The sequence below is a fragment of the Pedobacter nutrimenti genome (assembly GCF_032678445.1).
GTDB lineage: Bacteria > Bacteroidota > Bacteroidia > Sphingobacteriales > Sphingobacteriaceae > Pedobacter > Pedobacter nutrimenti_A.
This window is the reverse complement of sequence record NZ_JAVTSQ010000010.1, coordinates 337,064-362,423: the sequence shown is the minus strand read 5'-3', so window position 1 is coordinate 362,423 and position 25,360 is coordinate 337,064. Positions and strand designations below refer to the sequence as shown.

Below are 25,360 nucleotides of genomic sequence, written 5' to 3'. Positions count from 1 at the left end.
ATCGGAGGCAGACAAACAATAGTTTTTGCAATTATCTCGCAATAATATCAAAATTACTTATTATTATTAGTTAAATAAATAGTATTTTTGAATAAAACTCGCAAAAACATGATTATTCAGTTTTCATTTAACAACTACAAAACCTTTAAAGATCGTACTGTTTTAAACTTGATTGCCTCTAACTACGACAAGGATACGAATGAAGAGGAAAACATAATTCATATAGATAAGTACAATTTGAGGCTTCTCAAAAGCAGCGTCATTTTTGGTGCAAATGCAAGCGGTAAAAGTAAGTTCATTGATGCGATCACTTTTTTTAAAAGCTACATCCAGAGTTCATCTAAGGAAACGCAAAAGGGCGAGCCAATTGCCGTAATTCCTTTCAAACTTAATGAGGCATCGCCCGATAGAAGTTCAGACTTCGAAATGATATTTATATTAAACGGAATAATCTATAGATATGGATTTGAAGCAACAAGATCGAAGATTATCGCAGAGTGGCTATATGTTCGTTCTAAATCAAAAGAAGAGGAACTGTTTTATCGAACATTACAGAAATTTGAAGTGAATGAAAAAAAGTTAGATAAAGCCTTACCCTTGATCAAATCCGAATTGGTTCGGGATAATGCGCTTTTAATCTCTGTTTTAGCGCAATTTAACGATGCCCTGGCAAGTTCTATAATCCTCTATTTTGAATCAATTAACTGCGTTTCTGGTCTTAGAGAAATGGAGTATAAAAATAATTCCATACTTAAAGTAAGGGACAATCCAGAAAAGAAAGGCCAAATATTAGAGTTATTAAAGATTGCCGATTTTGGCATTGAAGATATTCGTTTTGAAGATATTGCATCAATATTTCCAGAAAAAGATAAAGTAAAGATACAGGAGCTACAGAAATTAATGAGTGATGTAGATTCTCATGCCTTTTCCAGCGTAAGAACAACCCATAAAGTTTTCAATGATAAAAATGAAATAACCGGATCTATAGAGTTTTTAATGAATGCAGAGGAATCAGAGGGGACCCAAAAATACTTCTATTTAACCGGGTTGATTTTAGATGCACTGGAGAATGGAACAATCCTTTTTGTAGATGAACTGGATTCAAAGCTTCATCCAAATCTGGTTTGTAAAATAGTCTCCCTATTCAATTCCAATATCACCAATCCCAAAAATGCTCAGCTCATTTTCAATACTCATGACACCAATTTGCTGAGTTCAGGCTTATTTAGGAGAGATCAGATCTGGTTTATTGATAAAGATCGATATGGTGCCTCTAAATTATATTCGCTCGCAGACTTTAAAACCAGCAGCGTTAGGAAAAATGAATCGTTCGAAGACAATTATATACGGGGTAAGTATGGAGCAACACCATTTTTAGGAGAATTTGAAGAAATAACAAGAAAAATTCTAGCTGAAGATGGCAAAGCAAAGTAAAAAAGACGCCGAAAAGGCTAAGCAAGAAGAGCATAAAGCAAGATTAGCTGATGCTAAGGCACGACGCAGGCAAGAGCCAGTCCTCGAAAGAGGAAAGCCGGTTTTGAAAGAGAAGCCTACTATTCTTATTTATTGTGAAGGACAAAATACGGAACCAAGTTATTTTTCGAAATTTAAAATAAGCTCGGCCAGTATTTTAGCTTATGGGGAGGGAAGAAATACAGTTTCATTGGTTGAACAAGCCAAGAAGATAGTTGGTCAGTACAAAAAGAAGGGCAAATCATTCCAACAAGTCTGGTGTGTTTTTGATGCAGACCCAAAAGGAGATAATCCGCAACAAATTATCAATTTTAATGAAGCAATTGCATTGAGTAAAAAGTACGGTTTCAAAACTGCATATTCTAATCAAGCTTTTGAATACTGGCTGCTTCTGCATTTTGAAGATCATCAGGGAGGGGCTATGCCAAGAGCTGATTATGATGCAAAATTGAATCATTATTTGAAGCCGTATGGCTTGACCTATGACGGAAAATCAAGTAAAATAGTTACTCCGGGAATATTTGAAGTGTTAACTGAAAATACTGGAATAGATAAAAGCGGCAAGCCTAAAACGAGAACACACCTGGCTGTAAATCGAGCCGAAAAAATCTATAATAAGCACGGCGAAAAGGATAACCATAGTAATCCAGGATCCGAAGAGTCATCAACAACTGTCTTCAAACTAGTTGAAGAGCTGCAAAAATGGAGTTAGTATCAAGCCTCATGTTTGTTGGTATAGGTAAAAAACCATCATTTTTTAAACAGGCTCTTATACAATGATTAAAAAGCCGTTGCAATATTACAACGACTTTAATAATGATTAATGGCAGACCTAAAATTTCTTATTTATTCGATCCGTATGTGAATCTCTTATTTTGAGATTGGTCTACCGCAACCACCACACTTTCATTCGTTTCCACCTTACCATCAACTTCAGTTTTATAGCTGGCAGTGATCGGGCCACCCTCTAAATTAGAAACACTAATGCTCAATTCCCCAAAATCAAATGGTTTTACGGTTTCGAACACATAAGTTTTTGTGGTACCTAGAAAACTTTTCTCGTCTATTATTATAGTGTTTTGGTTACCTTGCGATGTGCCATTTATTTTCCAAACAGGTGCTCCGTACTGGCTGGCATCATGGTTTGCGGCACTTACCTGAACATCTACCTGATCGTCTTGATCAGCTCCTGTTACTGTAACCGTCATTTTCATTGAAATTTTATTACCGCTATTTGGGTTATCGTCAGATTTCTTTTTGCAGGATGCTAAAAACATAATACCTACTGATATGACCATAACTGTTAATAAAGATTTTTTTGAGATTGATTTCATAATTGTTTTTTAAGATTTGTTATTTAATTGTTTTTCATTTGTATTAGAAGCAGTAACTATTGGTTCTTTTTAAAAAGTCCTGCCTGCAAGTTCGAACCCATCGAACCTTCCGCTAATTGCAGGTAATTGCGCTTACTCTGATCTTTTTCAATTTTTACAGTTCCGGTAGTTTGTACGTTTTTCATTTCCAGAAAATCTGTTGAAGTTGCATCATTGCCGCTTAACGGGCCACTTCCAAATCCTGCCAGATTGGTATTGTCAGCAAAAATGCAATCAGAAGCTTTGTATCGGCGCGTACTTCCTTTTTCTCTTATCCAAACTGTACTACAGTTTGCTATGATGTTGTTGTGAAAATCGAAATCCTCTCCATTGGTACTTTTTGTAGTCCAAACGCCACTGAAATAACAGCCATAGACTAGCGAATAACGCATCACATTGCGGCTACCAGTCCCTCCGTCAGTTTGCCAGAAAACAACTGGATTTTTGCAGTTGAAGAAAACACAATGGTCGATAACCAGGCCATAACCATTGGCTATAACCCCCACATGCAAGGGCAACACATCCACATCACCAGCAAACAGGCATTGTGTTACAAGCAGATCGTCCAATCTTTTTCCATCACGCCATATTGGATAGGAACGACGTAGATTCGTTCCATCTACATAAGAGTAATCTGGACTGCCGGTAAATCTTATTCCTTCAATGGTCACATGGCTAACCTCCGGTTGTATACCTCTCGCTTCTTCTCCCCCAAAACCTGGCGCAAGCGGCACGGCTGTTACCACAACCGGCATTTTTTGAGGAGTCCAGTCTGCATCGTCAGGCATTACATCCGCACGAAGGACAAGACGGTTATTAAGGGTATACTTGTCATTGCTGAATACAACAGTTTGGGTGAGCAGGTGTACACCTTCTGAAATGAAGATTGTCGTGGCTCCCTGCTCTTTGTTTAAGTTGACGCGCTTTGCGGCCTCAGCAATTGTCTTTAACGGGCTTGTCTTGATTCCGGAATTTGTGTCACTACCTCTCTGAGGATTAACATATAATTGTTCTGCCTGTACAAACACTACGCTCATGATGAACAGGAGAAGACTAAATGTGTATTTTATCATGTCCTTTTTTTTGTAAAATTAGAACATGCCTATCCCATTATAATGATCATTTTATCTTTAAAATGGTCATTTAAATCTTCTTTCGGTATTGCTGAGCTGTGGTACCTGTAAATTTTTTAAAGAAGCGATTAAAATTAGACGGATCTGAAAAGCCAAACTCGTAGGAAATCTCTTTTGAGGATTTGTTTTGATAAAGTTGTTTCTTTATTTCTGAAATCAGCTTATAATGAATCATTTGCTGAGCTGACAATCCGCTAAATTGCCTGCAAATTTTATTGAGGAATCCCGAGCTCACATTGAGCATTTTTGTATAGGCTTCAACACTCTGGTCATCCACAAATCTCTTTTCCAGCAAAAATCGGAATCTATAAAAATCTGGATGGACATAGGTGTCCCTTTGAACATTGTAAACACCCGCATAATATCGGTTGAGCAGTACAAGCAATTGATATAAAAGTGACCTGATCAAATGATTGCTATCATTCTGAAGCTGCCCGAACTCCCCTTCTATTCCATATAAAAGCTCCAGACATTTTACAAATGGCAACTCCGATAGCTGCATATCGTTTGGACGTGAATATTGATGGAAATATTGAAACCGGTATAGGAAGAGTTCGTCCGAAAAAAAAAGATGGAGAAAGTCCTTTTCAAAGAACAATACATAGCCACTTACCTTCTGCTCAATTTCCCAGCAACGCACCTGTCCGGGACTCGTAAAAATGATCGTTCGTGGGGTTATGACTGTCGTATTTTCGTCCAATGTAAAAGTGCCCGCCCCCTCTTCGATGAAAATAATTTCGTAAAAACTAAGTTGATGTAAGGTACTATCTAACACATAATGATTCAATGTTTCGATACGACCAATATCCAATAACAGTTCCGACCCATATTTATAGGGGAGAAAATGATAAGTTTTAATTTTGGAGACTGCTGCCATTTCTTTTTACAATTTCTTCACGCTCTAAATTTAGCGGAATAGATAGATCTTGCCAACTAAAATCAACAAATAGTGAGCTACCAGGATAATTAATTTGAGCCTTACAGATAAGCTCAATGCTGATGGAACACTGATATTTGTATCATGACAACGATCAAAAAAATACAACTGGGCCAAAATGGTCCGTCCGTATCCAAACTAGGTTTGGGCTGTATGCGCATGTCTTCCGTATGGGGAGGGCCAACACCAGATGAAACGGAAAGCATAGCTACCATACAATCTGCGCTTGACAGTGGCATCAATTTTTTAAATACCGGCGACTTTTATGGTGCCGGGCACAATGAACTGCTAATCGGCAAAGCCATTAAAGGCCGCAGGGATGATGCTTTCATTAGCGTTAAATTTGGTGCTTTCTTTCATAATGGCCAATGGCTGGGCCTGGACCTGCGCCCCGTGGCGATTAAGAATTTCATCAATTATTCACTTACCCGTTTAGGCATTGAAACCATAGACCTGTACCAGCCCTGCCGGATGGACGACAGCGTACCAGTAGAAGAAATTATAGGTACCGTAGCCGACCTGATCAAAGAAGGTAAAGTTCGCTACATCGGTGTTTCTGAGATCACGGCTGATCAACTGCGTAAAGCAAACGAAGTTCATCCGATAAGCGCGCTGGAAATTGGCTATTCACTGGCAGACCGTCAGATAGAAAGCGAATTGTTACCGGCCGCTAAAGAATTAGGTATTGCAGTAGTCGCCTTCGCCAACACCGCCGAAGGTCTGTTAACAGGTGATATGAAAGCGCCGCTTGCAGCCAATGACCATCACCTGCACTTCTCGCGCTTTCAGGGCGATAACCTCATCAAAAACCTGGAAAAAGTTGAAGTATTGAAAGCCTTGGCGAAAGATAAACAGGTTACACCAACACAAATTGCCATCGCCTGGGTAAATGCGCAAGGCGACCATATCATGCCATTGGTAAGCATGAACCGCCGTTCAAGGTTGCCAGAAAATATGGCTGCTATGAGTATTGGATTTACGACATCTGAAATAGAATTATTAAACACTACTTTTGCACCGGGCGCCATCTTAGGCGGCACTTATTTACAGAGATAAATGACCAATCCAGCTGAAATACTTCCCGGTGTGATCTTCTATTCCTATCTCTCCGCAGAACGGAAAGATAAAGTATGCTTCTGGAACCATCATACGCTGGTATTGATGGTTTCCGGGCAACTTCATCTAGAAACGGCTAACCAGCGCATGGAGGTCAAAGCAGGCGAAATGATGCTGGTCGGTAAAAATCAGCTGGGTACGCTGACTAAAACACCTCTTCCAGGCCAAAGTTATGAAAGCATCGTCATTTGCCTTCAGGAAGATTTGTTGCGCAAAATAGCGCTGGAAGAACAGATCGGTACCAGTCCAAAATATATCGGCCCATCTAATGTGCCTATTCCACCCGATCCATTTCTTATTGGCTATTTTCAATCCATTATTCCTTATGCACGTGCCATAGCAGGGCCGCTTACAGATGATATGGGTATGCTCAAAGTCAAAGAAGGCGTTAAACTATTATTACATAGTCTGCCTCAATTGAAGTCGTATTTATTCGATTTTGCAGAACCTTATAAAATTGATCTGGAGCGCTTTATGATGACCAATTTTCATTTTAATGTCCCGATTGAAAGATTTGCGCGACTTACCGGACGCAGTCTGGCAGGTTTTAAACGCGACTTTACAAAAACTTTTGGCATGCCACCCCGTCAATGGCTGTTAGACAAACGTCTTAACGCAGCAAAGCATTTGATCGAACAGAAACATCAAAAGCCATCAGCCATTTATTTAGATCTCGGCTTCGAAAGTCTGCCCCATTTTTCACGTTCGTTCAAGCAAAAATTCGGCAAAGCACCCTCAATGATCTGATCCAACGAACCGTCAACACCACCCCGTCACCCTGACCTGGAACGAATCGCTATCACCTCCACGTCACCCTGAATTCATTTCAGGGCCCCGGAATCGCTATAGCCACCCCGTCGCTGACCCGGAGCGAATCGCTATCACCTCCACGTCACCCTGAATTCATTTCAGGGCCCCGGAAGAGAAATGCTAATTCTTCTGTATTTTCTTTGTCCACTTTACATACTCTTCTGTACTTTGAAAGCGAATAAAATCCCTAGGAATAACAAAAGTATCAGAAGGAACATCTATTTTATCTGCCTTTACAACAGTATATACAAGAGTTGTTTTACCAACATGAGTATATGACCGGACAATAAAATCAATTTTACCAAACTTGTTCCCGAATCTATAATCGAAATTATTTAAATCTTTACATACGTACATAGAATCCTCTACCTTTGTGACCTTATTGACAATAATCATCTTCTGGCAGTTAAAACCAGCAATTTTTTTAAACTTATCTGCATAAGACAAACTATAATAAGATGAAGAATCGATAGGTGGCGGATAACATGTTCTTACAGCTGTCTTGTGATTCTCCCCAATAGTACAAGCCCAATTTTCTCCGGTTTTATAATCTATGATATTCCAGGAGGGATAAGATGTAAGACCAACCTTTGTCTTACCTATTTTATGTGTTTCATCCTGGTAAACACTTTCCGTTTGGTTGACGGAGTTGGTAATTATTCCCTTTTGCATGTTGCCGTAATTAACTAAGTATAAGTACAGATTCATAGAATCTGTACCAAGTTTAAGTACGACAGCCTCCGCATGAAGCTTTTTTTCCTGACCTAAGGCATCAAAACTTAAAGGAATCAACAAAAACACACCCGCTTTAAAAAAGTTAATCAACCTTAAACGCAATAAGTACCTGTATAATCGAAAGCATAACATATAAGCTAAGATATTAATAAATCCCATACCTCCCATGGCCATCACCCAACCAGGAAAGAATCCCCATCACCTCCACGTCATGCTGACCTGAAGCGAAGCGGAAAGCTACGCAGTAAATTTTTCAGCATCTCGGAAGCGCTATCGCCACCCCGTCCTGTAAACCCTACCCGTTATACTCCGGGTTAAACTCGACAATCCATTCAATACCATATTTATCCCTGAACATACCAGCATAAGTACCCCAGGGGCTCTCGCCAATTGGCCCATCCACTTCTCCACCTAATGATAATCCATTAAATATTTTATCCGCCTCTTCACGGCTTTCCGCATCCACATATATTTTAGACCGGTTTTCATTTTCGCTTACCCGTCCCATAAATCCGGGAACATCGTTGGCTATCAACACATTGTTCTTGCCAAGAGGCAAGCCGATGTACATTATTTTATTTACCTCCTCTTCCGCTACCTCAAACTCGGGTCCAGATAGATCTTTAAAACGGATGATTTTTGTAAACTCGCCGCCAAAAACCGATTTGTAAAAAGTGAACGCCTCTTCGGCATTGCCATTGAAGTTGATCCAGGGATTAATTGCTCTCATGATATTTAATTTATCTTGTCTCTAAAATAACAATTGAAAATTAAGATTTAAAGAAAAAACATCCGCCACTCAAAAATGAAACTATCGAGTAAAAGCCCTGCCGGCGGCGTGTTGTAATTAATCCAACTTGAAAAAAGTTAAATTAATTACAACAGATATTATAAATCAAGTAAGAGAAGGAAAATCAGTGAAAGACCATCAATGATAGGTTGGTTTAATACGCTCTTCAAAGGGCTGTCGTCACCCTGACCTGAAGCAAATCGCTATCGCCGCCACGTCACCCTGAATTCATTTCAGGGCCCCGGAAGATAAATCCTAATTCTCCTTTATTTTCTTTGACCACTTTACATACTCTTCTGTACTTTGAAAGCGAATAAAATCTTTAGGAATAACAAAAGTATCAGAAGGAACATCTATTTTTTCTACCTTTACAACAGTATACACAAGAGTTGTTTTACTCATATGAGCGTAAGACTGGACAATAAAATCTGTTTTGCCAAACTTGGTCTCGAATCTATAATCGAAATTATTTAAGTCTTTACATACGTACATAGAATCCTCTACCTTTGTGACCTTATTGACAATAATCATTTTTTGGCAGTTAAAACCAGCAATTTTTTTAAACTTATCTGCATAAGACAAACTATAATAAGAAGACGAATCGATATGTGGTGGATCAAACATTCTTACTGCTGTCTTGTGATTCTCCCCAATAGTACAAGCCCAATTTTCTCCGGTTTTATAATCGATGATATTCCAGGAGGGATAAGATAAATGCGTCTTTAAAGTCCAAATACTGCGGCGATTTGTGATGTAATGTCCTTTAGGGTTATAGGCCCAAGTCCAGCCTCTTTAGTAAGTCCGGTAACATTGAAATCTTCCGCTTCCAGTAGCCTGATGTAGTTTGCAATATCCTCTTTGATGACATCTGGACAATCTACCTGGTCGGTATTGGCTAGTGTTGCAGCAAGCTTCAATACATCCTTTTTATGTTTTTCGATGTCATTGGACTGGATTTGATGGCCTTCTGCTTTCCGCTGGAGATTATTGAGATAGGCCTTGATCTTGAGTGCAATGAGTGCACGTTCGTTGGCGACCATTAGTCCTTCATGTACTTCACAGTTTTTTAAGGTGAATCCATAATATTCATCGTGAAGCAACATTGCCGAAAGACTAGAAAGCTGTTCCTCAGTAGGTATGGGTGTCAGATGGAAATCTTTCGGAAGGGTAATGGCATCAGGCTTACGTGAAAAAAGTTCGATGATGGCTGGGAAATCTTCTACTTGGGGCTGACTGAACCTGAAAAAGTTCTTTTCGGTCGCTTCCATGTTCCGGTTTATATATTCACCATCGCGTACTAGCTGCCAGAATGCTTTTAGAAACTCATTATCGATGACCTCGATGATAATGAGCATATCCACATCCTTTGTGGCTCTGAAATCAATTCCACGAGATTCCAGCCTTATTTCGCAGGCAGTTCCACCGATGATAATGTAATTTTGTGTGTATTGCTCAAAGTATGATCTTAAGCGGTCTAGTCCTTTTACCATTTGATGTTGTCTATCATTTCTTCTAGTGCCATTTTTACACGTTCATCTTCCAGTTCCCGCATACTAAGGTATAATGAAAGCGGATCAACTATTTTTTTGCTCGATATATTAGAGGCATCATATGCCCATATTTCCAGACGGAATCTGCCGTAAGATCCCAACGGGATATTTTGCTCTTCCTCTAACTCCATAAAATCTTTTCGACTGATGGCATAAGATGGTTGCCTGCCCTCAGAAATCATGGAATATTTTGCGAGTGCGCTGTCAAAGCAGAGTATTGCTTTTGGTTCGCTATCTAGTGGGTAATCGGTATAGAAGATCTTTCTAACTGGGGAGACCATTAGATTTTTTACTGATTCCCAGATTTGTTTTTTGTCTTTTTTACTGAAGCAGACCTGTCTTTCTCTTGAACCTTCTATTGTAATAATGTCATGTTGGTCCAGTTCCTTTACGATCCTAGAGACGGCCATGGCATTTGTGCTAAGCAGTTTGGCAATCTCACTGAGTGGCATTTCTTCTATTGAGCCAACTTCAAGATGATATAGAACAGCAAATTGTGCCGGAACACTTAGGTGAGATTTTTTGGATTCTTCGCTACCATATTGTTTTTTGATATCACTGAGTTCCAGCAACAGTTCGGGTATATATAACTGTTTACCGATCTGTATAAATGCCACTCCACTCCCTATTAGTCTTCTGCGCATATATGGTTCGATTTCATTAAGCACGAAAACTACGATGCTACTGAGTTTATCACTCAATAGTTCTCGCTGTTTTTCCAGCTGTCCTGGTGTATAGTCTTCATATTTTGGTCTAGCGAATATCAGTTTTAGTTTGCCTAATCGTGCTTTTTCAAGTTCATATCCTCCTTTAAGGTATAAGGGGAGTTCCCGCACTTCAGTCTCGGTAAGCTCAGCAAATTTTATAGAAAGCCCAAAGCTCTCCTCTATGTATCTTTGGATTTCCTTCATGACTTCACAATGCTAACAAAAAAAACGCACACTAACAAAAAAAATGTTAGCTTGCAATACAAACGTTATCATACTGACTATTAAATGATTAATAAACATATCAAGGCAGTACCTCTTGGAGCCATCAATTATCCGTAACATTTAACCTAATGATATTGATAAACTCGTTTGAATCTGAAACAATGTTAATTAATATTGACAATGCGGACATTAGCTTTTATTAATCTTTGATTCAAAATTCATGGAACTAGAGACGTTTGGAAAAGTTAAACGGGAAGATATTGTAGCTAATTAGATTTCAACCTAATCTGGATTATAAACAATCATTATCCTTACCCCTTATACTCCGGGTTAAACTCAACAATCCACTCAATACCGTATTTATCCCTGAACATACCAACATAAGTACCCCAGGTGTTAAAAAAACAAAGCCCTCTTTACGCACTATAAAGAGGGCTTGTGGGCCTAACTGGGTGTTTCTCGAACCATTTCCTATCTGGCTTACTCCAAACTGTTAATGTATGTGTTGACTTCTGACATATAGAGATCACTGTCGATATCTTTTGTCATTTTATAAAAGCACTCAATATGGTTACAATCCCATGTTACCAATCGGGATTTTGCATTAAGGTCCATGAACGCTGAATAATCTGTTGACTTGGTAACAATGTCTTTTAAACCAGAAAATAACAAGATTGGAGTTAATGTCGGCTTTTTGTTAGATTCAACATACTTTTGTGCTTCATCTGGAAGTAAAACATGCTTGTTTTTTATCTCCATAATTCTGTCAACAACTAGATTAGGATCGATAACAAAAGAATCCAATATTGCCCCATTTATAGACGTATCTGTATCCAGAACGCTTTTTGAAATAATTGTGCCCATAGATAATCCGTATAAAATTACCCTCTTGGGCGCAAACTTATTTTTTACAAAATGTAAAACAGAGCGCAAGTCTTCTACAAATTCTTCATAATACATCATATCACGATTAATCTCAAAGTCTGAGCTTTCCCCAAATCCCCTGTAGTCGTATAAGATGACATTGTATCCTGCTTTGAAAAATTCACCAGCCTGACCTAAACAATTAGACATATTTCCAGCGTCAGAGTTGGAGACAATAATGAACGGTTTATTTTGATTGTTTTGCAGAAAAAGCCACGAGTTGAGTTCAACTGTGGCACTGACTTTTATTCTCTTAGTTTGATATTTCAAACCAAGTTGTTCAGGCCTTACTTGATACTGCCTAGAAGGATTAATTGCGAATGCATGAAATGAAAGAGTAAATAAAGCAAAGAGGAAGACAAGTTTTTTCATTCAGTACGTTTTTTTATTTAACATAATCAGGAGTTAGCGATAATTTGTTAAAGTTAATATCTTCGGCAATAATCCCGCCTTGCTATTTTCATTCTTTACTCATATAGCTATATCAGTAGTCCGGTGAATCGAATTTGGAGGATTGGATTGGCTCAGGAGCCTCTATCAATATCCTATTCCCTGCCTTAATTCATTCATTGAGTAGCAGCTTCAAATACGTAAAAATCCTCCCACTGTGCTCCGCTTCGTGATAATTAGCGGCTTGCAGTGCCTGAACATGATTTTTCACTTGAAATCCTATGGGTAGCTCAAAGGGCTCGTAGTTGACAAATAATCCGGATTCCAGATCTGATTCAAGGTGGTCAACCGTATCAATCAATAAATGCTTCACCTCATGAACATCTGGAGTAATTACCCAGGAAGCTGGAGACGATCCAATCTTAAAGCACTCCATGAATTCATTAGAGATATACATCGGTAATCCGCTACGCATATACATATGTCTCTGTTGAGAAGTAATACAATGACCAATTTGCCAAATTATATTATTGTTGAAACCCTCTGGAATTTTAAATAATATTTCATAACTACTCGTTTCCATTAAGTGCAATAGCCTGGTCCTGCTGGCCCTTAAAATTTCACATTCAAAACCTACATTAATCATTTAAATTGGTCTAAGTTCTTAATAACAGAAGAAGCCATCATATGCTCTAAAGTAAGCTTTTCGCATTAAAGTCCAAACTTTAAATCACTGTACCTCACATTGGTTGCGAAGTAGGTCTGATTATAATTTCACTCGTATCTACATCTTCGGGTTGAGCAATGGCATAGGCAACCGCATTGGCAATACTTACTGCCGGGATAGACATTTTTCTCATCTCGTCAATGGATGTTTTCACCTCTTCAACTGAGATGGTGTGCGACAATTCACTTTCGGTTAGCCCCGGAGAAATGATGGTAGTACGGATGTTATATGGTTTTACTTCCTGTCTGAATCCTTCACTAATTGCGCGCACCGCAAATTTTGTAGCTGAATATACAGCTGAAGTTGGTGCAACGATGTGTCCGGCAACTGAAGATACATTGATTACCTGTCCTGATTTCTGTGCTTTAAAGTAAGGGATTACAGCTGCGATTCCGTGCAATACACCTTTTATATTTACATCGATCATCTGATTCCACTCTTCGAATTTAAGGCTTTCAATTAGCGACAAAGGCATTACGCCTGCATTGTTCACAATCACATCTACTTTGCCGAATTCCGCTACTGTATCTTTAACCAGGTTTTCGAGATCTACCCTGTTGCTCACATCGGTACGACGTGCAATGGCTTTTCCACCATTTGCTTTAATCTCTGCAACCAGTTCCTCCAGTCTTTCAATACGTCTGGCACCTAGACTAACAATAGCACCTTGTTCACTTAATTTTTTAGCTGTAGCCAAACCAATACCGCTGCTGGCTCCTGTAATCACTATTACCTTTCCTGAAATATTCGTATTCATTTTATGTTGATTTTAGATTACAAATGTCGATTGTAAAAATCATGGTTAATTCTCTTCACAGCTCAACTTTTAGTTGCCAAAAAGCTCATCGGCAAGAAAACACATACTTTAGGAAAAAACAAAGAAATGAGCTGTACAGCAAATAAAAACTGAGCCCTGGAGAAAACTTAAAACCGGAAAAAGGAAGGAAATTTGTTGTCAACCATTATACCTTTAAGCAAAATAACCTAAATATGGAGATCCTTAAATTAAGTACAGACTGGGCTAAGGCCGAAGTCTTTTCGGCCAAAATGGTTTGGCTGTTCAGTATTATTGTGCTCGTATCGGCATTTGGCTTTTGGTATTGGGGGAAAACAACCATGGCCAAGGCATTTATCTGGCCTTTAGTTGTTTCTGGTTTATTCCTGGTTGCCGTTGGTGCCGGATTATTCTTCGCCAACAAACCAAGAATTTCGCAATTTGAACAGGCATGCGTTAGCGATCCTGTTTCTTTTATGCATCAGGAACTGCAACGCACCACCAAATCTCAAAAAGACCTGGCAACGGTGTTCAAAGTCCTGCCGATTTTATTAGTGGTGTCTGGACTGATGATATTATTTTTATCTTCACCTAACTGGCGCGCGATAGGAATTACAATTGGGCTTTTGGCCTTATTCCTGATGGCTGTAGACAGCAATACCGATGCACGTAACACCATTTACCACGAACAATTAAAAAGTTTTAACGATGAATCTGGACGACCTTAACTTTGGAAATGCATTTCTTTATTCTTGTTATTTTGACAAGGTGTTAGGCCATGAACAGTTTGTTTCTGAGCATGTCATATCCTATCAGATTTCGGGAGAAACACATATTGATCATCAGAATGGGGTGATCATCCTGAAAGAAGGGCAATTGTTGATTTCCCACCGGCATCAGCTGGCCAAAGCATTTAAATATCCGGCTAAGAACAAGGAATATCGGTCGCTTTCTGTCATGCTGAACGCGGAAAGGTTGAGAAAATTTGGCATCGACCACCATTATGCTCTGGATAAAAAGTATAATGGAATGCCTAATATATTGTTAGATTCCAATCCTTTTCTGGACGGCTTTTTCCAATCCTTAGTGCCGTATGTGGAACAAGCTAAGCTTGTAAGTCCGCAGATGGAAACCGTAAAAGTAAATGAGGTACTCACTTTGTTGCTGGAGACCAATCCTGAGCTCAAAATATTTCTATTTGATTTTTCGGAGCCCTTTAAAATCGACCTTGAGCAGTTTATGATAAAAAACTACCGATACAATGTACCGATTGAAAACTTTGCAAAACTTACCGGGCGAAGCCTGGCGAGTTTTAAGCGGGATTTTCAGAAAATATTCAACAGTTCTCCACGCAAATGGCTGAAAGAAAAAAGGCTTTCTGAAGCTTATTATCTCATTGAGAAAAAACAACGGAAACCTACAGACATTTACCTGGATCTGGGCTTCGAAAATCTTTCTCATTTCTATTCATCTTTTAAGGAAAAATTCGGGATAACACCCGCCATGATTACTGCTAAATAATATTGCAATGGAACAATTTCAACAAGAGACTCAAGACCGTCTCGCGATTCGCGAATTAGTGGATCAATATGCTTACTGCGCCGACACAAGAGATGCGCAAGGACAAATGGCTTTATTTACTGAAGACACACATTTTGTGGTGTATATGGACAGTAAATCTGATACACCAAGTCAGGTTATGAATAACAGAGCCGATTTATTCCCCGTGTTTGACAACCTCAACACCTATAACTCAACTATGCATTTCAACGGACAAAGTACTGTTCAATTGGCTGGAGACAAAGCAACAGGAATCACCTATTGTTTTGCGCATCATTTAACTATCGATGAAAGTGGTCAGCATTTAATGATAGCGACCATACGTTACAAGGATGTCTTCGTGAAACAAGAGGGAAAATGGCTTTTTGCCGAGCGCAAACTGTTGGTTGATTGGATTGAAACCCGATAATAGGAAAAGAGATTTAACCGAATAAATCCCTCACCTTCATCTTTCCACACACTCATCGATATACAATGACGCATTTCTGCAAATAAAATAATTACCTATCTTTAACAATTAACATGAAGCTTTATATTAATCTCTAAAACTGGTTTCTATGAATTTCTGGAAAGGTTTTAATATATTTTGGATCATCTTTTTGTTGTTTTTTGCGATTGGACTCCCACTCATTCTCCATTACGTAGCAGATCTTCATAAAAGCGATTTTGAGATGATTCACACATCTGCCGGCGAAGCATTCGTTTTGCTTGGCCTGGGCACGGCATTTTGGTTCATCGTATTTATTTATTATACCAAGCAATTTTTGATTAATCCTCTTTTGAAAAAAAATGGCATTATTCGATGGTTTGGGCTCCTCCTATTGATTGCTTTGGCAATAGGATTATTGCTTTATAGCTATAAAAATGAAAGCCATGGCTATGGTTGGCGGTATCTGTATTTTTGGCATCCTTACGTCATCATTCCCGGCTCTTTTATTTTTTATTCAAGTTTTTTATTTGGCACTATTAATGGTATTTTTTCAAATGTTTTGGGCAAATTCGTAAAAAACTAAGATCGATAAATTTTTCAATACGATCTGCAACACCAGGTTTAAAGCAGTCGGGAGTGAAAAGCTCTTTAAGGAAAATTGCTAGTACGGTATGTCATTTTTAACCGATTCCAATTGGTACAAATTTAATACACCAGGTTCAATTTTTAAATCGGGCCTAAAGTATAATATACCTGTTACGAAATGGCGGGTAAGCTGGTTACTGTTGGTGATAACAACGTCCGAATCAAAATCAGGTTGTTTTTTCAGGAGGCTGCCAGATTCAGCATCCAAAACATAAAAGTTTAATAGAAAAGGACCACCCTCTCCGAACTCGCTCAAAAATACATCATATTTTTCATTCTCCGGACGGGTTTTCAAATCATCGTAATTTAATGTTTTAATCAGTTCTAAGTCGCTGTAATAATTAATGCCATTTTTATCTATCGTTATTTTGGTAATATTACTTTTCTTTCTTTTTCGCATTGTTACCATCAGCCATCCAAAAAACCACACCAGCAGTAAGGTCAGTACAAGCATTCCTGTTTTTAAACCGATTGAAATATGTCTTGAATTAAAAACGAGTATCGTTGACCCTATCATAGCAATGGGTACAAATACAGACATCAGCCACCCAAATCCTTTGATGAACGAAGTGAAAACCTGGGAATGCCTGGATGTTATTTCGGGGAAATCGTTTTTAGTAAATGTCATTTTAAATGATGTACCTGTACAATGTGGTAGTACTTGATTTTATGTAAAAATAAAAGATACAACTAATAATACAAATCTGCCCAATCCAGCGCATTCTTTGCAAAGTTGTTCAAGCCACAGTCAGATTCAAGCACCTCCTCAACCAATTAATAGGAAATTTTCTCACCTTGCCAACCGGTACTGCGAAGAAATTGTTCCCAATTAAGACTATTCTGGTTGATTTGGCGACTCCATAACAAATCACGATCTCTGCCGAAATAACCATATTCCACCGCATACTCTGCCATTCCCAAAATCTCACTCACTAAAAGCTCATTTGAGCCAAAATCCGGAAAATGATGAAGCATATGCTCCCTTGTGAAAGCAGAACTATAAATGGCTTTCTTGCCTGTAACCCGAACAAAAGTGTCTACCATTTCCTGAGGTGAAATAATATCGCCAATTACTGGTAAAGACTTACCGGCATATTGACCCGGATTAGAAAAAATCTCTAAAACGGCTGGCCCTGTAGCAGTAAGGGGATCAACAAATGGCGCACGAAAATCTTTTGGTAGATAAACAGGAAACACAAGTGTATCCCCTTCTATAATTGGCATATAAAACTCCATAAAATTGGTGTAAAAAAAAGCCATATAGATAAACGAGCTGGTGATTGGAAGCGTACGGATATATTCTTCAATCATAGCCTTATCTGTAAAATGAGGAGCAAACTTTCTCCCTTGTGTAATTTTGTCTACATTTTCCAAACTGCTAAAGACAATATGCTGAACCCCTGCTTCAACCGCCGCATCGGCTAACTGTTTACCCAATTCCAACTCGTGAGTTTGCGGAGGAACAATACTTGGCGTCATCATGAAAACACCATCCGAGCCACGAAATGCTTCAACGAAATCTTTTTTATATCCCAGGTCAAGTGGTACACTCAGAAGTTCAGCTCCCTGTTCGATCAAACAAATCGCTTCGGGTGAATCAACACGTCGGGTAATTCCGCGTACTCGGTACCGCCCACTCTCTAAGAGTGTATGCGCCGCACTGCGTCCTTGTTTACCCAAAACACCAACTATGGTGATCAGCGGTTTATCTTCTTGTTTCAGTGCTTCATTTGCTTTTAAATTCGATACCATTCTTTTATGATTTAAGTGAAATCTCGTACTATAATAATTATAGTTGCAAAATTATTTTTAGCACACTAGATTTGCAATAACTATCCAAACAGATAGGTTAAAAAAAATGCCGTATGAAAACAGAATGTATTGGTGATTACGTAAAACTAAAGGGGAAAGTTTATCCCTGCACGATAAGTCTTGCAATGGATTTGATAGGTGGCAAATGGAAAGCGGTAATTCTGTATCATTTAAAAGATGCTGAAAAACGTTATAGCGAGCTTCGCAAAGAAGTACCAAATGTGACCGAAATGACGTTGAGTTTACAGTTGAAACAATTAGAAAAAGACGGCTTAGTCTTAAGGAAAGTATATGGCAAAAAACCTCCAATTAAAGTTGTTTACAGTCTAACAGATTTTGGAAAAACATTTATACCAGTCCTGGAAACAATTACCAGCTGGGGAAACCAGATCGTTTTAGAAAAAGGTGAATTTGTCAACAACTCTACTTCCTTCAACGAAATCTAATCAGGCTTAATCTTTTGGTTTCTATTTTTATCTGAGAACACATAGGTTATTATATCCCTTACTTCTTTTTCAACACCCCCTCAAATTCTATTTGGAAAGCTTTAGCGAAAACAGTCATATTCTCCGTTACTGATTTCTGATCATTGATCCAGTCCAACTGGATCTCCAAGGGAACTTTAGCATTTTTTAGATTCAACACCAAATAGTTAAACGAACCACCCTCATCTTCTTCCTCTCGGATTGCGTAACTGCGTAATCTATTCCAGCTATAGAAATAATGCTTATACTTAATACCATCAGGATTCAGCTCCAATACTACTGCATTGCTAAACGCATTCCAGATACAATACGCAGACGAGAGTATCCCTGCAGCCAGGAAAAACCAAGCCAATGAAACACTTACATCATCTTTAAAGACGAAATAAAACATGCCTCCCAATACAAATGTCACGACAGCAGCAACAGAATATGCCACTTTATGTTTTTTGAATTGTACAACGGTTAATTCCGAGATGTTGGTAGTCATAATGGAGATTCCTTGTTTGCATAAATTACCTTTAAGGTATTAATAATTCAGATTATTCCATAATTCTCATAAATTACAATACTGGTCAAAATCCCTCACCTCCATCAAAGCAAAACCCTATTTCCTGTAACGGCGACTCATACTATTGACTCAAACAGGATTTACCAACCGCATCTTTTGACTGATTCGTGTGTCCCCCAGAAATAAAGGAATTTTAAATCCTCCTGATCTGTCGCCTCATTTTTAAGCCATTCTATATCGTAATGCATCTTCGTAAGTTTAAATTATACTCAACTCGCTTACAGCTCTGTCAACAACTCTACTTGCTTCGATGAAATCTAAACCCATAAAGAACAGTCGTATATCACTAATGAGCGTTTTTATCGTTAAAACTTTGAATTGTTTTGTAAAGGAGTAAAAGGTTATCACCTGAATCGCCTACTTTGCGAATCTGACCATTGATATCATAATCAATTCGTTTATCTCCTATTTGGCGAACACGGCCATTTATATCATAATCAACTCGATCATCTCCTATTTGGCTAACTCGGTTATTAATATCATAATCAATTCGCTTATCTCCGATTTGACGAACTCGGTTATTAATATCATAATCTATTCGTTTGTCCCCAATTTGACGAACACGGCTATTGATATCATAATCAACTCGATCATCTCCTATTTGGCTAACACGATTATTAATATCATAGTCTATTCGTTTATCTCCGATTTGGCTAACTCGGTTATTAATATCATAGTCTATTCGTTTATCTCCGATTTGACGAACACGGCCATTGATATCATAGTCAATTACTAAACCGCCAATGCTTTCTAAAGTAGAAACATTTTTATTTTGCAGCCTGCCTTTTGAATCCAATCGTAAATTCAAGCCTTCCTTTTGAACGATAAAAAACGTGTTTTTATCGTTCCCAGAAATGTCAAGCTTAATTGTTTGTGAATAAACAGTACCCGAAAAAATAAAAAAAGAAAATAAAAAGAGGATGGTTTTCATAAGGATTAACTAGAGTGACTCATTGCTGGCCAATGATAATGAAATATAACTAAATATCTTTAAGTACTCCAACAAAAACCACACATAAATCACTTATAGTGCCTATAAAAATGTCTAAAAAACAAAACCCTCTTTACGATTTACCCCAACTGAATTAATACCTCGAGGTATACTATTGAATCAATATATTGTATCTTTCAAAAAAAAATATGAAGAAAACCAAACTACTAATTCTAACCCTGTTTATTGCCAATTTCAGTTACGCACAAACCACACTAATGGATAGTTTAATTCAAAAAAACTACTCCACCTTTAAAAAAAACAATAACAACGCTTTCGAAGGCAAAGGATGGATTACCCTACAGGATGAAATCAGCAAAGCCAATTCTGTATTATTGGGCGAGCTACATTTCACCAGTGAAGTCCCTTACTTCACAAACGCGATTATCAATAATATTAAGTTCGATAACTATATTCTGGAAATTGATCCATATACAGTCAACACAATATCAACAAAAATTAAATCCTTATCCCCTGCTGAACTGGACAAATTCCGTAATGAATCAGGTTCAGCTTTATCTTTTTTACAAGGTGAAGCTGAGTTTGATTTATTCAAAACCATAGTTCAGAAGAACATCAAAGCATATGGGACTGAGCAAATTAGCTTATTTTCAGACCGGTTACTGCTTTCGGAATTGAGTAAACAATCCAATAATGCTAAAGCAAAAGAAATTTATAAGCAGATGATCGCTAATTCCGCTGCTTATGACACAAAAAACAACACCACTTTCTATTTGTTCTCTGACGATTGTCTGGCAAAAATGAACGCATTGAGCGCTCTGAATTTATCAGCCAACGAGAAAGAGCAGCTTGAAGCACTAAAATTAAGCAGGGAACTATATTTAAATCGAATTCATCGTTTAAGAATTCAATACATGAAACACCTGGTTCTTGAAAAACTTCCTGAATGGAAAGACAAGAAGAATCTTTTCAAATTTGGTGCTAATCACATGCCTAAAGGAGAGAGTTTAATGGAAGTATTCGACATTGGCAACCTGGTTTCCAATATTGAAGAGGCAAATTACCGGAAATCATTACACATTATGCTCATCGGAAAGGAAGAAGGTGAAACATTGGCCGATTTAGATGAATATAAATCTTTCTTAACCGTCGTAAAAGATGACAATTGGTATGCTTATGATTTAAAGCCACTGAAACAAGCAATCTCTAAAAAGAAGCTTAAAGTAGAGGATTTGGAACTGGAAAGAATTATAAAAGGTTATGACTATTTGGTTTTCATTCCAAACGTGACTAAAACCCCAAAAAGAGGCAAACAAGACCATTAAATCTGCACAAGAGCCGATTGTTTTATAGCGCAATCGGCTTACTTGTGTCATTCATGCTTCACCTGATAAAAAAACGAAACCATTTGTTCCAGTCCTGTTTCAGAGAACATTCTTTCGGTATTTTCTAAAGTATCTTTTGTAGCCGCTGCACCTCTTGCAATCATATCCTTTTCAAAATGAGCAATTGCAGTTCTGATGTCAATAAACTTATTACCGGTCAAAACTTCCGCCAATTCAAATGAATCCTGCATGGCCACATTCGCACCTTCACCTGCAAATGGTGGCATACGGTGCGCCGCGTCACCAATCATGGTCAGGTTTTCCTGCGTTTCCCAGGTTTGGCTGAACGGAAAATAATATTGTGGACGAGGTGTAAAATGTACCTCATCATTTGCAAAAAATTCATGCCAGTCTTCACTCCAATCCTCAAACTCCTTTTTGAAAAATGCTAAAACCTGTGCTTTATTTTTGAAATCAATATCACTTTCTTTAAGCCAGTTCTCCGGACATTTGAAACAAGCCACAAACATAATGGAACCATCGCCTTTTAAACCATATCCTATAAACTGCTCATTGTCAAAAGCCATTACTTTTCCGCCTCTTGCAAATCCAAAAAGCTTCGGTACTTTTTGCTCCGCCTCGTAAATATTTCCCTCAATCAATGTGATTCCCGAGTAAACTGGTTTTATATCACTGATATAAGGACGGATTTTAGAGTTAGCGCCGTCGGCTGCAATGACCAAATCTGCGTAAGCTGATTTTCCATTTTTAAAATGCAGCAACCAGCCATTGTCTTGTTTTACCATTTCAACAAAATGGCTGTCCCAAACCACCGTTTCAGGTTCCAGAGAATTCAGCAAAATATTTCGTAACGGAGCCCTGTCAATTTCCGGCCTGCTTTCTGAGGTAACTTCTGCAAAATTATGGTCATCAAATTTTACGTTGAGCAATTTGTCCACCAATTGCATTTTGCTTGCAACCGGACGATGATGCTCGTAAAATTCGTCCAGCAGACCTGCGCGTTTCATCGCTTCAAGACCTGTGCCTTCGTGCAGATCCAAAGTAGAACCCTGCACACGAACATTAGGGTCGAAATCTCTTTCATAAACTTTTACATCAGCGTTGTGCATTTGTAATAATCTGGCCAAAGTTAAGCCAGCCGGTCCGCCGCCAACAATAGCGATCTTTTTATTTTGTATCAGCATAATTTTAAATTTTACACTGCAAAACTATTCCATCTCGTTCATTAAAAATTGTAAAAATCGGCGGTTTTCATTTTTGAACAGTTCTTTGGGCGAAGCGCCCGAAAGTCTTTTGATCTCTTTGATGAAATGCGACTGGTCGTAATAGTTTAGCTGTGGAAACAATTTTCCCTCTTTGATATGCGAAAGTGAAGCCTGAAAACGCAAAATATTGCAATAGGCTTTTAATGAAATCCCGAACTGTTGATTGAAATATTGATTGATTTGCCTTGCGCTCCAACCTACTGTTTCTGAAAGTTCTTTTACAGTGATTTCTCCATTGGTCTGAAAAACAAGCGCAAACAATTTACGTTTTCGCCCATCAATTTCTCTAGGCAAAAGCGATTGTATTTTTTGCGTCGCTTTTTCGCAAAACGCATTAAAGTCATCCAGATAATCAATACTGAAATCCCAAAAATCATCAGGTAACGACTTCCCTTTATCCAAAATATCTGCAACAGAATGCCCTAAAACATATTCCACCGCAAGTGGATTAAAATTAATCGCAAAAAAGGTTGAAATGCTTTGTCCGGGAGTCACCTTAGGTTTTGTTTCCAAGCCCAAAAGCGAAATATGAAATTGACCATCCGAGGTTTTGTAAAAGGACAAATCAATTCTTCCGTTCGGAATGATCACGCCCTGTCCAATAGCGGACAGGTTTTGTATCGAGGAAAAGCAATAGACAAAATCTGAAATCGACTTATCGGGTTTGGCCAGTGTATGTAAAGGGACAATTATTTCGCCTGCCATGCTCAAATATAATGATTTTGCTGTACCAAAAAACCATCTGAAACACCCCCTTTAACTCCCTTTTTAAAATATTTTGAAAAAACCGACCGTTTTGACCAGCTGAAACGTCAAAAGGTAAAAACAAGCAAAATGGAAAATTTAAAAGACAAAGTCGGCGTCGTATTTGCCGCATCAGGAGAAATCGCAGGAGCTGTAGCCAAATCATTTGCCGAACATGGAGCCAAGGTATATGTTACGGCCAGAAATCTTGAAGCCGTCAATGCACTGGCCAAAGAGATCAAAGCCAATGCCGGACAAGCTGAAGCCGGCCAGGTGGATGCCTTAGACGAAACTGAAATTGATGACTATTTACAAAAGGTCATCAAAGACAACGGAAGATTGGATATGGTCTTCAATGGTATCGGTAGTTATTATCAGGATGCAGGCAGCGGTACGCCAACCACACAAGCTTCCTTTGAGCAGTTTATGAATCCTTTGCAAAGAATCTGCGGATCTCAGTTCCTGACCTCGAGGGTCGCTGCAAGGCATATGATTCAATCCGGCTCTGAGGGAACGATCTTACTGTTTACCGCATCGATGTCCAGAACAAAGACCCCAAATATGGCAGGCTTTGCCTCCGCCTGCGCGGCTATAGAAGGATTGACCAGGGTAATGGCCGCAGAATTCGGACAACATGGGATAAAGGCCATCTGCATTTGCTCTGGTGCCATCATGGAAACCGGTAAGATCCAGGGCATGATCAATGATTTTTCCAAACGTGCTGGCATTCCCCGGGAAGAAATGACCCTGAACTATACAAGACATAATATTCTGAAATCAGGACCGACCTTGAAACAAGTTGGTGAGACCGCAGCCTTTCTCGTTTCTGAAAACGGGATGGTTTTCAATAGCCATATCGTAGATGTGGATTGCGGAAAACTAAATTTATTATAATACATTTATTGGACTACAGCCTTTATACCTAAAAAACCTATTTATTCCCTCGTATAAAACAGATGAAATGCAAACAACAGAAATACTAAAAAAAGCTTTATCTGGTGACATCAATGCGTTCCAGACATTGTTTGCCGAATTTCAAAACCAGTTGAAATCCTATCTCTATCGTTTATTGACGGACCGGAATGCGGTAGATGACCTGACTCATGACACCTTCATCAGAGCATTTGACAAGTTATCTACCTTCAATCAGGATTCCAGCTTCAAAACCTGGATTTTCAGCATAGCGACGAACCTGGCTTATGATCATTTAAGAAAATTGAAGAGATGGCCCGTTGATGCACAAGATCAGGGCGCCACTTTAGCCATCGGCACCCCGGAGATCGCACAATCATTCAGGGTCGTTCACCAGACCTCGGGCGCCGGCCTCTATGAAATGAAAGAACATATCGATTTTTGTTTCACCTGCATCTCCAAAACCCTACCCATCGAAAACCAGGTAGCACTGATTTTAAAAGACATTTATGATTTTCAGGTCAAAGAGATCTGCCTCATATTAGAGAAAACGGAAGGAGTTGTAAAACACTTGCTAAACTTTTCCAGGGATACAATGACCAGCATTTTTGACCACCGGTGTGCCCTGGTTAACAAAGAAGGCATTTGTGATCAATGCAGTCAACTAAACGGGATATTTAATCCCAAACAAAATCAACAGGAGGAACGCATGAAACTGGAACTGTTAAAAGAGTCAAAAAAATTCAACAGGCAAGAACTTTTTACCCTGAGAACAAAACTAGTTCAAGCCATTGATCCCCTGCACAGTTCTGGCACAGACTTACAGGATATTATTATGAGATGTACCCGGACAGCAATCGGAGATGTAGAAGACTTTTTTGACAGAAAAGATAAAACCAGCTAGCTTATCGTTCAACAGCCAGTCTCCATTACTTACCGCCCATTGCAGTCAATAGTTCAAATAAAAAAAGCCGCT

General features: G+C 38.7%; 29 protein-coding genes. 12 read left to right on the top strand and 17 right to left on the bottom strand.

Features of this window, described 5'->3' with window-relative positions:
* Nucleotides 1-108 precede the first annotated feature (108 nt).
* Both R2S08_RS19995 and R2S08_RS19990 read left to right on the top strand, forming a co-directional pair.
* On the top strand, nt 109-1,434 hold the full coding sequence (locus tag R2S08_RS19995) for an ATP-binding protein (RefSeq protein ID WP_316836791.1): 1,326 nt from the start codon (nt 109-111) through the stop codon (nt 1,432-1,434).
* The gene (locus tag R2S08_RS19990; protein WP_316836790.1) at nt 1,418-2,185 is read left to right on the top strand and encodes an RloB family protein; all 768 of its coding nucleotides are present in this window, start codon (nt 1,418-1,420) and stop codon (nt 2,183-2,185) included. Before R2S08_RS19995 ends, R2S08_RS19990 begins: the two co-directional genes overlap by 17 nt.
* 130 nt (nt 2,186-2,315) lie before the next feature.
* Here the strand turns inward: R2S08_RS19990 and R2S08_RS19985 are convergent, their stop codons facing one another.
* From R2S08_RS19985 to R2S08_RS19975, 3 genes are all read right to left on the bottom strand, one after another.
* On the bottom strand, nt 2,316-2,807 hold the full coding sequence (locus R2S08_RS19985) for a hypothetical protein (RefSeq protein WP_316836789.1): 492 nt from the start codon (nt 2,805-2,807) through the stop codon (nt 2,316-2,318).
* A 56-nt stretch (nt 2,808-2,863) separates the two neighbouring features.
* Nucleotides 2,864-3,919 carry a hypothetical protein gene (locus tag R2S08_RS19980; RefSeq protein ID WP_316836788.1) on the bottom strand — a complete coding sequence of 352 codons (1,056 nt, stop codon included), beginning with the start codon at nt 3,917-3,919 and terminating at the stop codon, nt 2,864-2,866.
* 70 nt (nt 3,920-3,989) lie between these two features.
* Entirely contained in the window at nt 3,990-4,856 is an 867-nt protein-coding gene (locus R2S08_RS19975) for a helix-turn-helix transcriptional regulator (protein WP_316836787.1), read from the bottom strand.
* Nucleotides 4,857-5,000: 144 nt separating this feature from the next.
* Between R2S08_RS19975 and R2S08_RS19970 the strand changes: the two genes are divergently transcribed.
* A complete protein-coding gene (locus R2S08_RS19970) occupies nt 5,001-5,972 on the top strand; it encodes an aldo/keto reductase (protein WP_316836786.1) in 972 nt (323 codons plus the stop codon).
* Complete coding sequence (locus R2S08_RS19965; RefSeq protein ID WP_316836785.1) at nt 5,973-6,779, top strand: AraC family transcriptional regulator; 807 nt, start codon at nt 5,973-5,975, stop codon at nt 6,777-6,779. It abuts the gene before it with no gap.
* A 183-nt stretch (nt 6,780-6,962) separates the two neighbouring features.
* On the opposite strand, the gene R2S08_RS19960 is transcribed toward R2S08_RS19965, so the two are convergent.
* The 8 genes from R2S08_RS19960 to R2S08_RS19925 form a co-directional block, all read right to left on the bottom strand.
* Entirely contained in the window at nt 6,963-7,637 is a 675-nt protein-coding gene (locus tag R2S08_RS19960; protein WP_316836784.1) for a hypothetical protein, read from the bottom strand.
* Between the two features lie 235 nt (nt 7,638-7,872).
* A complete protein-coding gene (locus R2S08_RS19955) occupies nt 7,873-8,307 on the bottom strand; it encodes a VOC family protein (protein ID WP_316836783.1) in 435 nt (144 codons plus the stop codon).
* Between the two features lie 315 nt (nt 8,308-8,622).
* Nucleotides 8,623-8,991, bottom strand: coding sequence for a hypothetical protein (locus R2S08_RS19950; protein WP_316836782.1), 369 nt, complete (start codon nt 8,989-8,991; stop codon nt 8,623-8,625).
* A 98-nt stretch (nt 8,992-9,089) separates the two neighbouring features.
* Nucleotides 9,090-9,857 (bottom strand): hypothetical protein, encoded by a 768-nt coding sequence (locus R2S08_RS19945; protein ID WP_316836781.1) that lies wholly within the window; start codon nt 9,855-9,857, stop codon nt 9,090-9,092.
* Nucleotides 9,851-10,828 carry a hypothetical protein gene (locus R2S08_RS19940; protein WP_316836780.1) on the bottom strand — a complete coding sequence of 326 codons (978 nt, stop codon included), beginning with the start codon at nt 10,826-10,828 and terminating at the stop codon, nt 9,851-9,853. The genes R2S08_RS19945 and R2S08_RS19940 overlap by 7 nt, the downstream gene beginning before the upstream one ends.
* Nucleotides 10,829-11,329: 501 nt before the next feature.
* Nucleotides 11,330-12,145, bottom strand: a complete 816-nt coding sequence (locus R2S08_RS19935) for an alpha/beta hydrolase (RefSeq protein WP_316836779.1) — start codon at nt 12,143-12,145, stop codon at nt 11,330-11,332.
* Nucleotides 12,146-12,335: 190 nt separating this feature from the next.
* On the bottom strand, nt 12,336-12,809 hold the full coding sequence (locus R2S08_RS19930) for a DinB family protein (protein WP_316836778.1): 474 nt from the start codon (nt 12,807-12,809) through the stop codon (nt 12,336-12,338).
* Nucleotides 12,810-12,903: 94 nt separating this feature from the next.
* On the bottom strand, nt 12,904-13,647 hold the full coding sequence (locus R2S08_RS19925; protein ID WP_316836777.1) for an SDR family oxidoreductase: 744 nt from the start codon (nt 13,645-13,647) through the stop codon (nt 12,904-12,906).
* A 233-nt stretch (nt 13,648-13,880) separates the two neighbouring features.
* Here R2S08_RS19925 and R2S08_RS19920 point away from each other — a divergent pair, with 233 nt between their 5' ends.
* The 4 genes from R2S08_RS19920 to R2S08_RS19905 all read left to right on the top strand — a co-directional run bounded on the left by R2S08_RS19920 (nt 13,881) and on the right by R2S08_RS19905 (nt 16,238).
* Nucleotides 13,881-14,393 (top strand): hypothetical protein, encoded by a 513-nt coding sequence (locus R2S08_RS19920; RefSeq protein ID WP_316836776.1) that lies wholly within the window; start codon nt 13,881-13,883, stop codon nt 14,391-14,393.
* Entirely contained in the window at nt 14,374-15,186 is an 813-nt protein-coding gene (locus R2S08_RS19915; RefSeq protein WP_316836775.1) for an AraC family transcriptional regulator, read from the top strand. The genes R2S08_RS19920 and R2S08_RS19915 overlap by 20 nt, the downstream gene beginning before the upstream one ends.
* A gap of 7 nt (nt 15,187-15,193) precedes the next feature.
* The gene (locus tag R2S08_RS19910) at nt 15,194-15,634 is read left to right on the top strand and encodes a nuclear transport factor 2 family protein (RefSeq protein WP_316836774.1); all 441 of its coding nucleotides are present in this window, start codon (nt 15,194-15,196) and stop codon (nt 15,632-15,634) included.
* Nucleotides 15,635-15,824: 190 nt separating this feature from the next.
* A complete protein-coding gene (locus tag R2S08_RS19905) occupies nt 15,825-16,238 on the top strand; it encodes a hypothetical protein (RefSeq protein WP_316836773.1) in 414 nt (137 codons plus the stop codon).
* A 78-nt stretch (nt 16,239-16,316) separates the two neighbouring features.
* On the opposite strand, the gene R2S08_RS19900 is transcribed toward R2S08_RS19905, so the two are convergent.
* Nucleotides 16,317-16,928, bottom strand: a complete 612-nt coding sequence (locus tag R2S08_RS19900) for a hypothetical protein (protein ID WP_316836772.1) — start codon at nt 16,926-16,928, stop codon at nt 16,317-16,319.
* A 146-nt stretch (nt 16,929-17,074) separates the two neighbouring features.
* Nucleotides 17,075-18,052, bottom strand: a complete 978-nt coding sequence (locus tag R2S08_RS19895; protein ID WP_316836771.1) for an NmrA/HSCARG family protein — start codon at nt 18,050-18,052, stop codon at nt 17,075-17,077.
* Nucleotides 18,053-18,165: 113 nt separating this feature from the next.
* Between R2S08_RS19895 and R2S08_RS19890 the strand changes: the two genes are divergently transcribed.
* Entirely contained in the window at nt 18,166-18,558 is a 393-nt protein-coding gene (locus R2S08_RS19890) for a helix-turn-helix domain-containing protein (protein WP_316836770.1), read from the top strand.
* A 58-nt stretch (nt 18,559-18,616) separates the two neighbouring features.
* Here R2S08_RS19890 and R2S08_RS19885 read toward each other — a convergent pair whose 3' ends face one another.
* Both R2S08_RS19885 and R2S08_RS19880 read right to left on the bottom strand, forming a co-directional pair.
* Nucleotides 18,617-19,084: a hypothetical protein gene (locus R2S08_RS19885; protein ID WP_316836769.1), complete on the bottom strand. Its 468-nt coding sequence runs from the start codon at nt 19,082-19,084 to the stop codon at nt 18,617-18,619.
* A 367-nt stretch (nt 19,085-19,451) separates the two neighbouring features.
* On the bottom strand, nt 19,452-20,096 hold the full coding sequence (locus tag R2S08_RS19880) for a hypothetical protein (protein ID WP_316836768.1): 645 nt from the start codon (nt 20,094-20,096) through the stop codon (nt 19,452-19,454).
* 209 nt (nt 20,097-20,305) lie between these two features.
* On the opposite strand from R2S08_RS19880, the gene R2S08_RS19875 reads away from it, so the two are divergent.
* Nucleotides 20,306-21,442, top strand: a complete 1,137-nt coding sequence (locus R2S08_RS19875) for a hypothetical protein (protein ID WP_316836767.1) — start codon at nt 20,306-20,308, stop codon at nt 21,440-21,442.
* A gap of 47 nt (nt 21,443-21,489) precedes the next feature.
* Here the strand turns inward: R2S08_RS19875 and R2S08_RS19870 are convergent, their stop codons facing one another.
* A complete protein-coding gene (locus tag R2S08_RS19870) occupies nt 21,490-22,647 on the bottom strand; it encodes an NAD(P)/FAD-dependent oxidoreductase (RefSeq protein WP_316836766.1) in 1,158 nt (385 codons plus the stop codon).
* A 24-nt stretch (nt 22,648-22,671) separates the two neighbouring features.
* Nucleotides 22,672-23,433 (bottom strand): AraC family transcriptional regulator, encoded by a 762-nt coding sequence (locus R2S08_RS19865; protein WP_316836765.1) that lies wholly within the window; start codon nt 23,431-23,433, stop codon nt 22,672-22,674.
* A 129-nt stretch (nt 23,434-23,562) separates the two neighbouring features.
* On the opposite strand from R2S08_RS19865, the gene R2S08_RS19860 reads away from it, so the two are divergent.
* Nucleotides 23,563-24,366, top strand: coding sequence for an SDR family oxidoreductase (locus tag R2S08_RS19860; protein WP_316836764.1), 804 nt, complete (start codon nt 23,563-23,565; stop codon nt 24,364-24,366).
* A gap of 67 nt (nt 24,367-24,433) precedes the next feature.
* The gene (locus R2S08_RS19855) at nt 24,434-25,288 is read left to right on the top strand and encodes an RNA polymerase sigma factor (protein WP_316836763.1); all 855 of its coding nucleotides are present in this window, start codon (nt 24,434-24,436) and stop codon (nt 25,286-25,288) included.
* The last annotated feature ends 72 nt before the right edge of the window (nt 25,289-25,360 follow it).

Excerpts from the sequence above, each read along its gene's own strand:
- R2S08_RS19995 (WP_316836791.1), top strand. The coding sequence starts at position 109 with ATGATTATTCAGTTTTCATTTAACAACTACAAAACCTTTAAAGATCGT.
- R2S08_RS19990 (WP_316836790.1), top strand. The coding sequence starts at position 1,418 with ATGGCAAAGCAAAGTAAAAAAGACGCCGAAAAGGCTAAGCAAGAAGAG.
- R2S08_RS19985 (WP_316836789.1), bottom strand. The coding sequence starts at position 2,807 with ATGAAATCAATCTCAAAAAAATCTTTATTAACAGTTATGGTCATATCA.
- R2S08_RS19980 (WP_316836788.1), bottom strand. The coding sequence starts at position 3,919 with ATGATAAAATACACATTTAGTCTTCTCCTGTTCATCATGAGCGTAGTG.
- R2S08_RS19975 (WP_316836787.1), bottom strand. The coding sequence starts at position 4,856 with ATGGCAGCAGTCTCCAAAATTAAAACTTATCATTTTCTCCCCTATAAA.
- R2S08_RS19970 (WP_316836786.1), top strand. The coding sequence starts at position 5,001 with ATGACAACGATCAAAAAAATACAACTGGGCCAAAATGGTCCGTCCGTA.
- R2S08_RS19965 (WP_316836785.1), top strand. The coding sequence starts at position 5,973 with ATGACCAATCCAGCTGAAATACTTCCCGGTGTGATCTTCTATTCCTAT.
- R2S08_RS19955 (WP_316836783.1), bottom strand. The coding sequence starts at position 8,307 with ATGAGAGCAATTAATCCCTGGATCAACTTCAATGGCAATGCCGAAGAG.
- R2S08_RS19950 (WP_316836782.1), bottom strand. The coding sequence starts at position 8,991 with ATGTTTGATCCACCACATATCGATTCGTCTTCTTATTATAGTTTGTCT.
- R2S08_RS19945 (WP_316836781.1), bottom strand. The coding sequence starts at position 9,857 with ATGGTAAAAGGACTAGACCGCTTAAGATCATACTTTGAGCAATACACA.
- R2S08_RS19940 (WP_316836780.1), bottom strand. The coding sequence starts at position 10,828 with ATGAAGGAAATCCAAAGATACATAGAGGAGAGCTTTGGGCTTTCTATA.
- R2S08_RS19935 (WP_316836779.1), bottom strand. The coding sequence starts at position 12,145 with ATGAAAAAACTTGTCTTCCTCTTTGCTTTATTTACTCTTTCATTTCAT.
- R2S08_RS19930 (WP_316836778.1), bottom strand. The coding sequence starts at position 12,809 with ATGATTAATGTAGGTTTTGAATGTGAAATTTTAAGGGCCAGCAGGACC.
- R2S08_RS19925 (WP_316836777.1), bottom strand. The coding sequence starts at position 13,647 with ATGAATACGAATATTTCAGGAAAGGTAATAGTGATTACAGGAGCCAGC.
- R2S08_RS19920 (WP_316836776.1), top strand. The coding sequence starts at position 13,881 with ATGGAGATCCTTAAATTAAGTACAGACTGGGCTAAGGCCGAAGTCTTT.
- R2S08_RS19915 (WP_316836775.1), top strand. The coding sequence starts at position 14,374 with ATGAATCTGGACGACCTTAACTTTGGAAATGCATTTCTTTATTCTTGT.
- R2S08_RS19910 (WP_316836774.1), top strand. The coding sequence starts at position 15,194 with ATGGAACAATTTCAACAAGAGACTCAAGACCGTCTCGCGATTCGCGAA.
- R2S08_RS19900 (WP_316836772.1), bottom strand. The coding sequence starts at position 16,928 with ATGACATTTACTAAAAACGATTTCCCCGAAATAACATCCAGGCATTCC.
- R2S08_RS19895 (WP_316836771.1), bottom strand. The coding sequence starts at position 18,052 with ATGGTATCGAATTTAAAAGCAAATGAAGCACTGAAACAAGAAGATAAA.
- R2S08_RS19890 (WP_316836770.1), top strand. The coding sequence starts at position 18,166 with ATGAAAACAGAATGTATTGGTGATTACGTAAAACTAAAGGGGAAAGTT.
- R2S08_RS19885 (WP_316836769.1), bottom strand. The coding sequence starts at position 19,084 with ATGACTACCAACATCTCGGAATTAACCGTTGTACAATTCAAAAAACAT.
- R2S08_RS19880 (WP_316836768.1), bottom strand. The coding sequence starts at position 20,096 with ATGAAAACCATCCTCTTTTTATTTTCTTTTTTTATTTTTTCGGGTACT.
- R2S08_RS19875 (WP_316836767.1), top strand. The coding sequence starts at position 20,306 with ATGAAGAAAACCAAACTACTAATTCTAACCCTGTTTATTGCCAATTTC.
- R2S08_RS19870 (WP_316836766.1), bottom strand. The coding sequence starts at position 22,647 with ATGCTGATACAAAATAAAAAGATCGCTATTGTTGGCGGCGGACCGGCT.
- R2S08_RS19865 (WP_316836765.1), bottom strand. The coding sequence starts at position 23,433 with ATGGCAGGCGAAATAATTGTCCCTTTACATACACTGGCCAAACCCGAT.
- R2S08_RS19860 (WP_316836764.1), top strand. The coding sequence starts at position 23,563 with ATGGAAAATTTAAAAGACAAAGTCGGCGTCGTATTTGCCGCATCAGGA.
- R2S08_RS19855 (WP_316836763.1), top strand. The coding sequence starts at position 24,434 with ATGCAAACAACAGAAATACTAAAAAAAGCTTTATCTGGTGACATCAAT.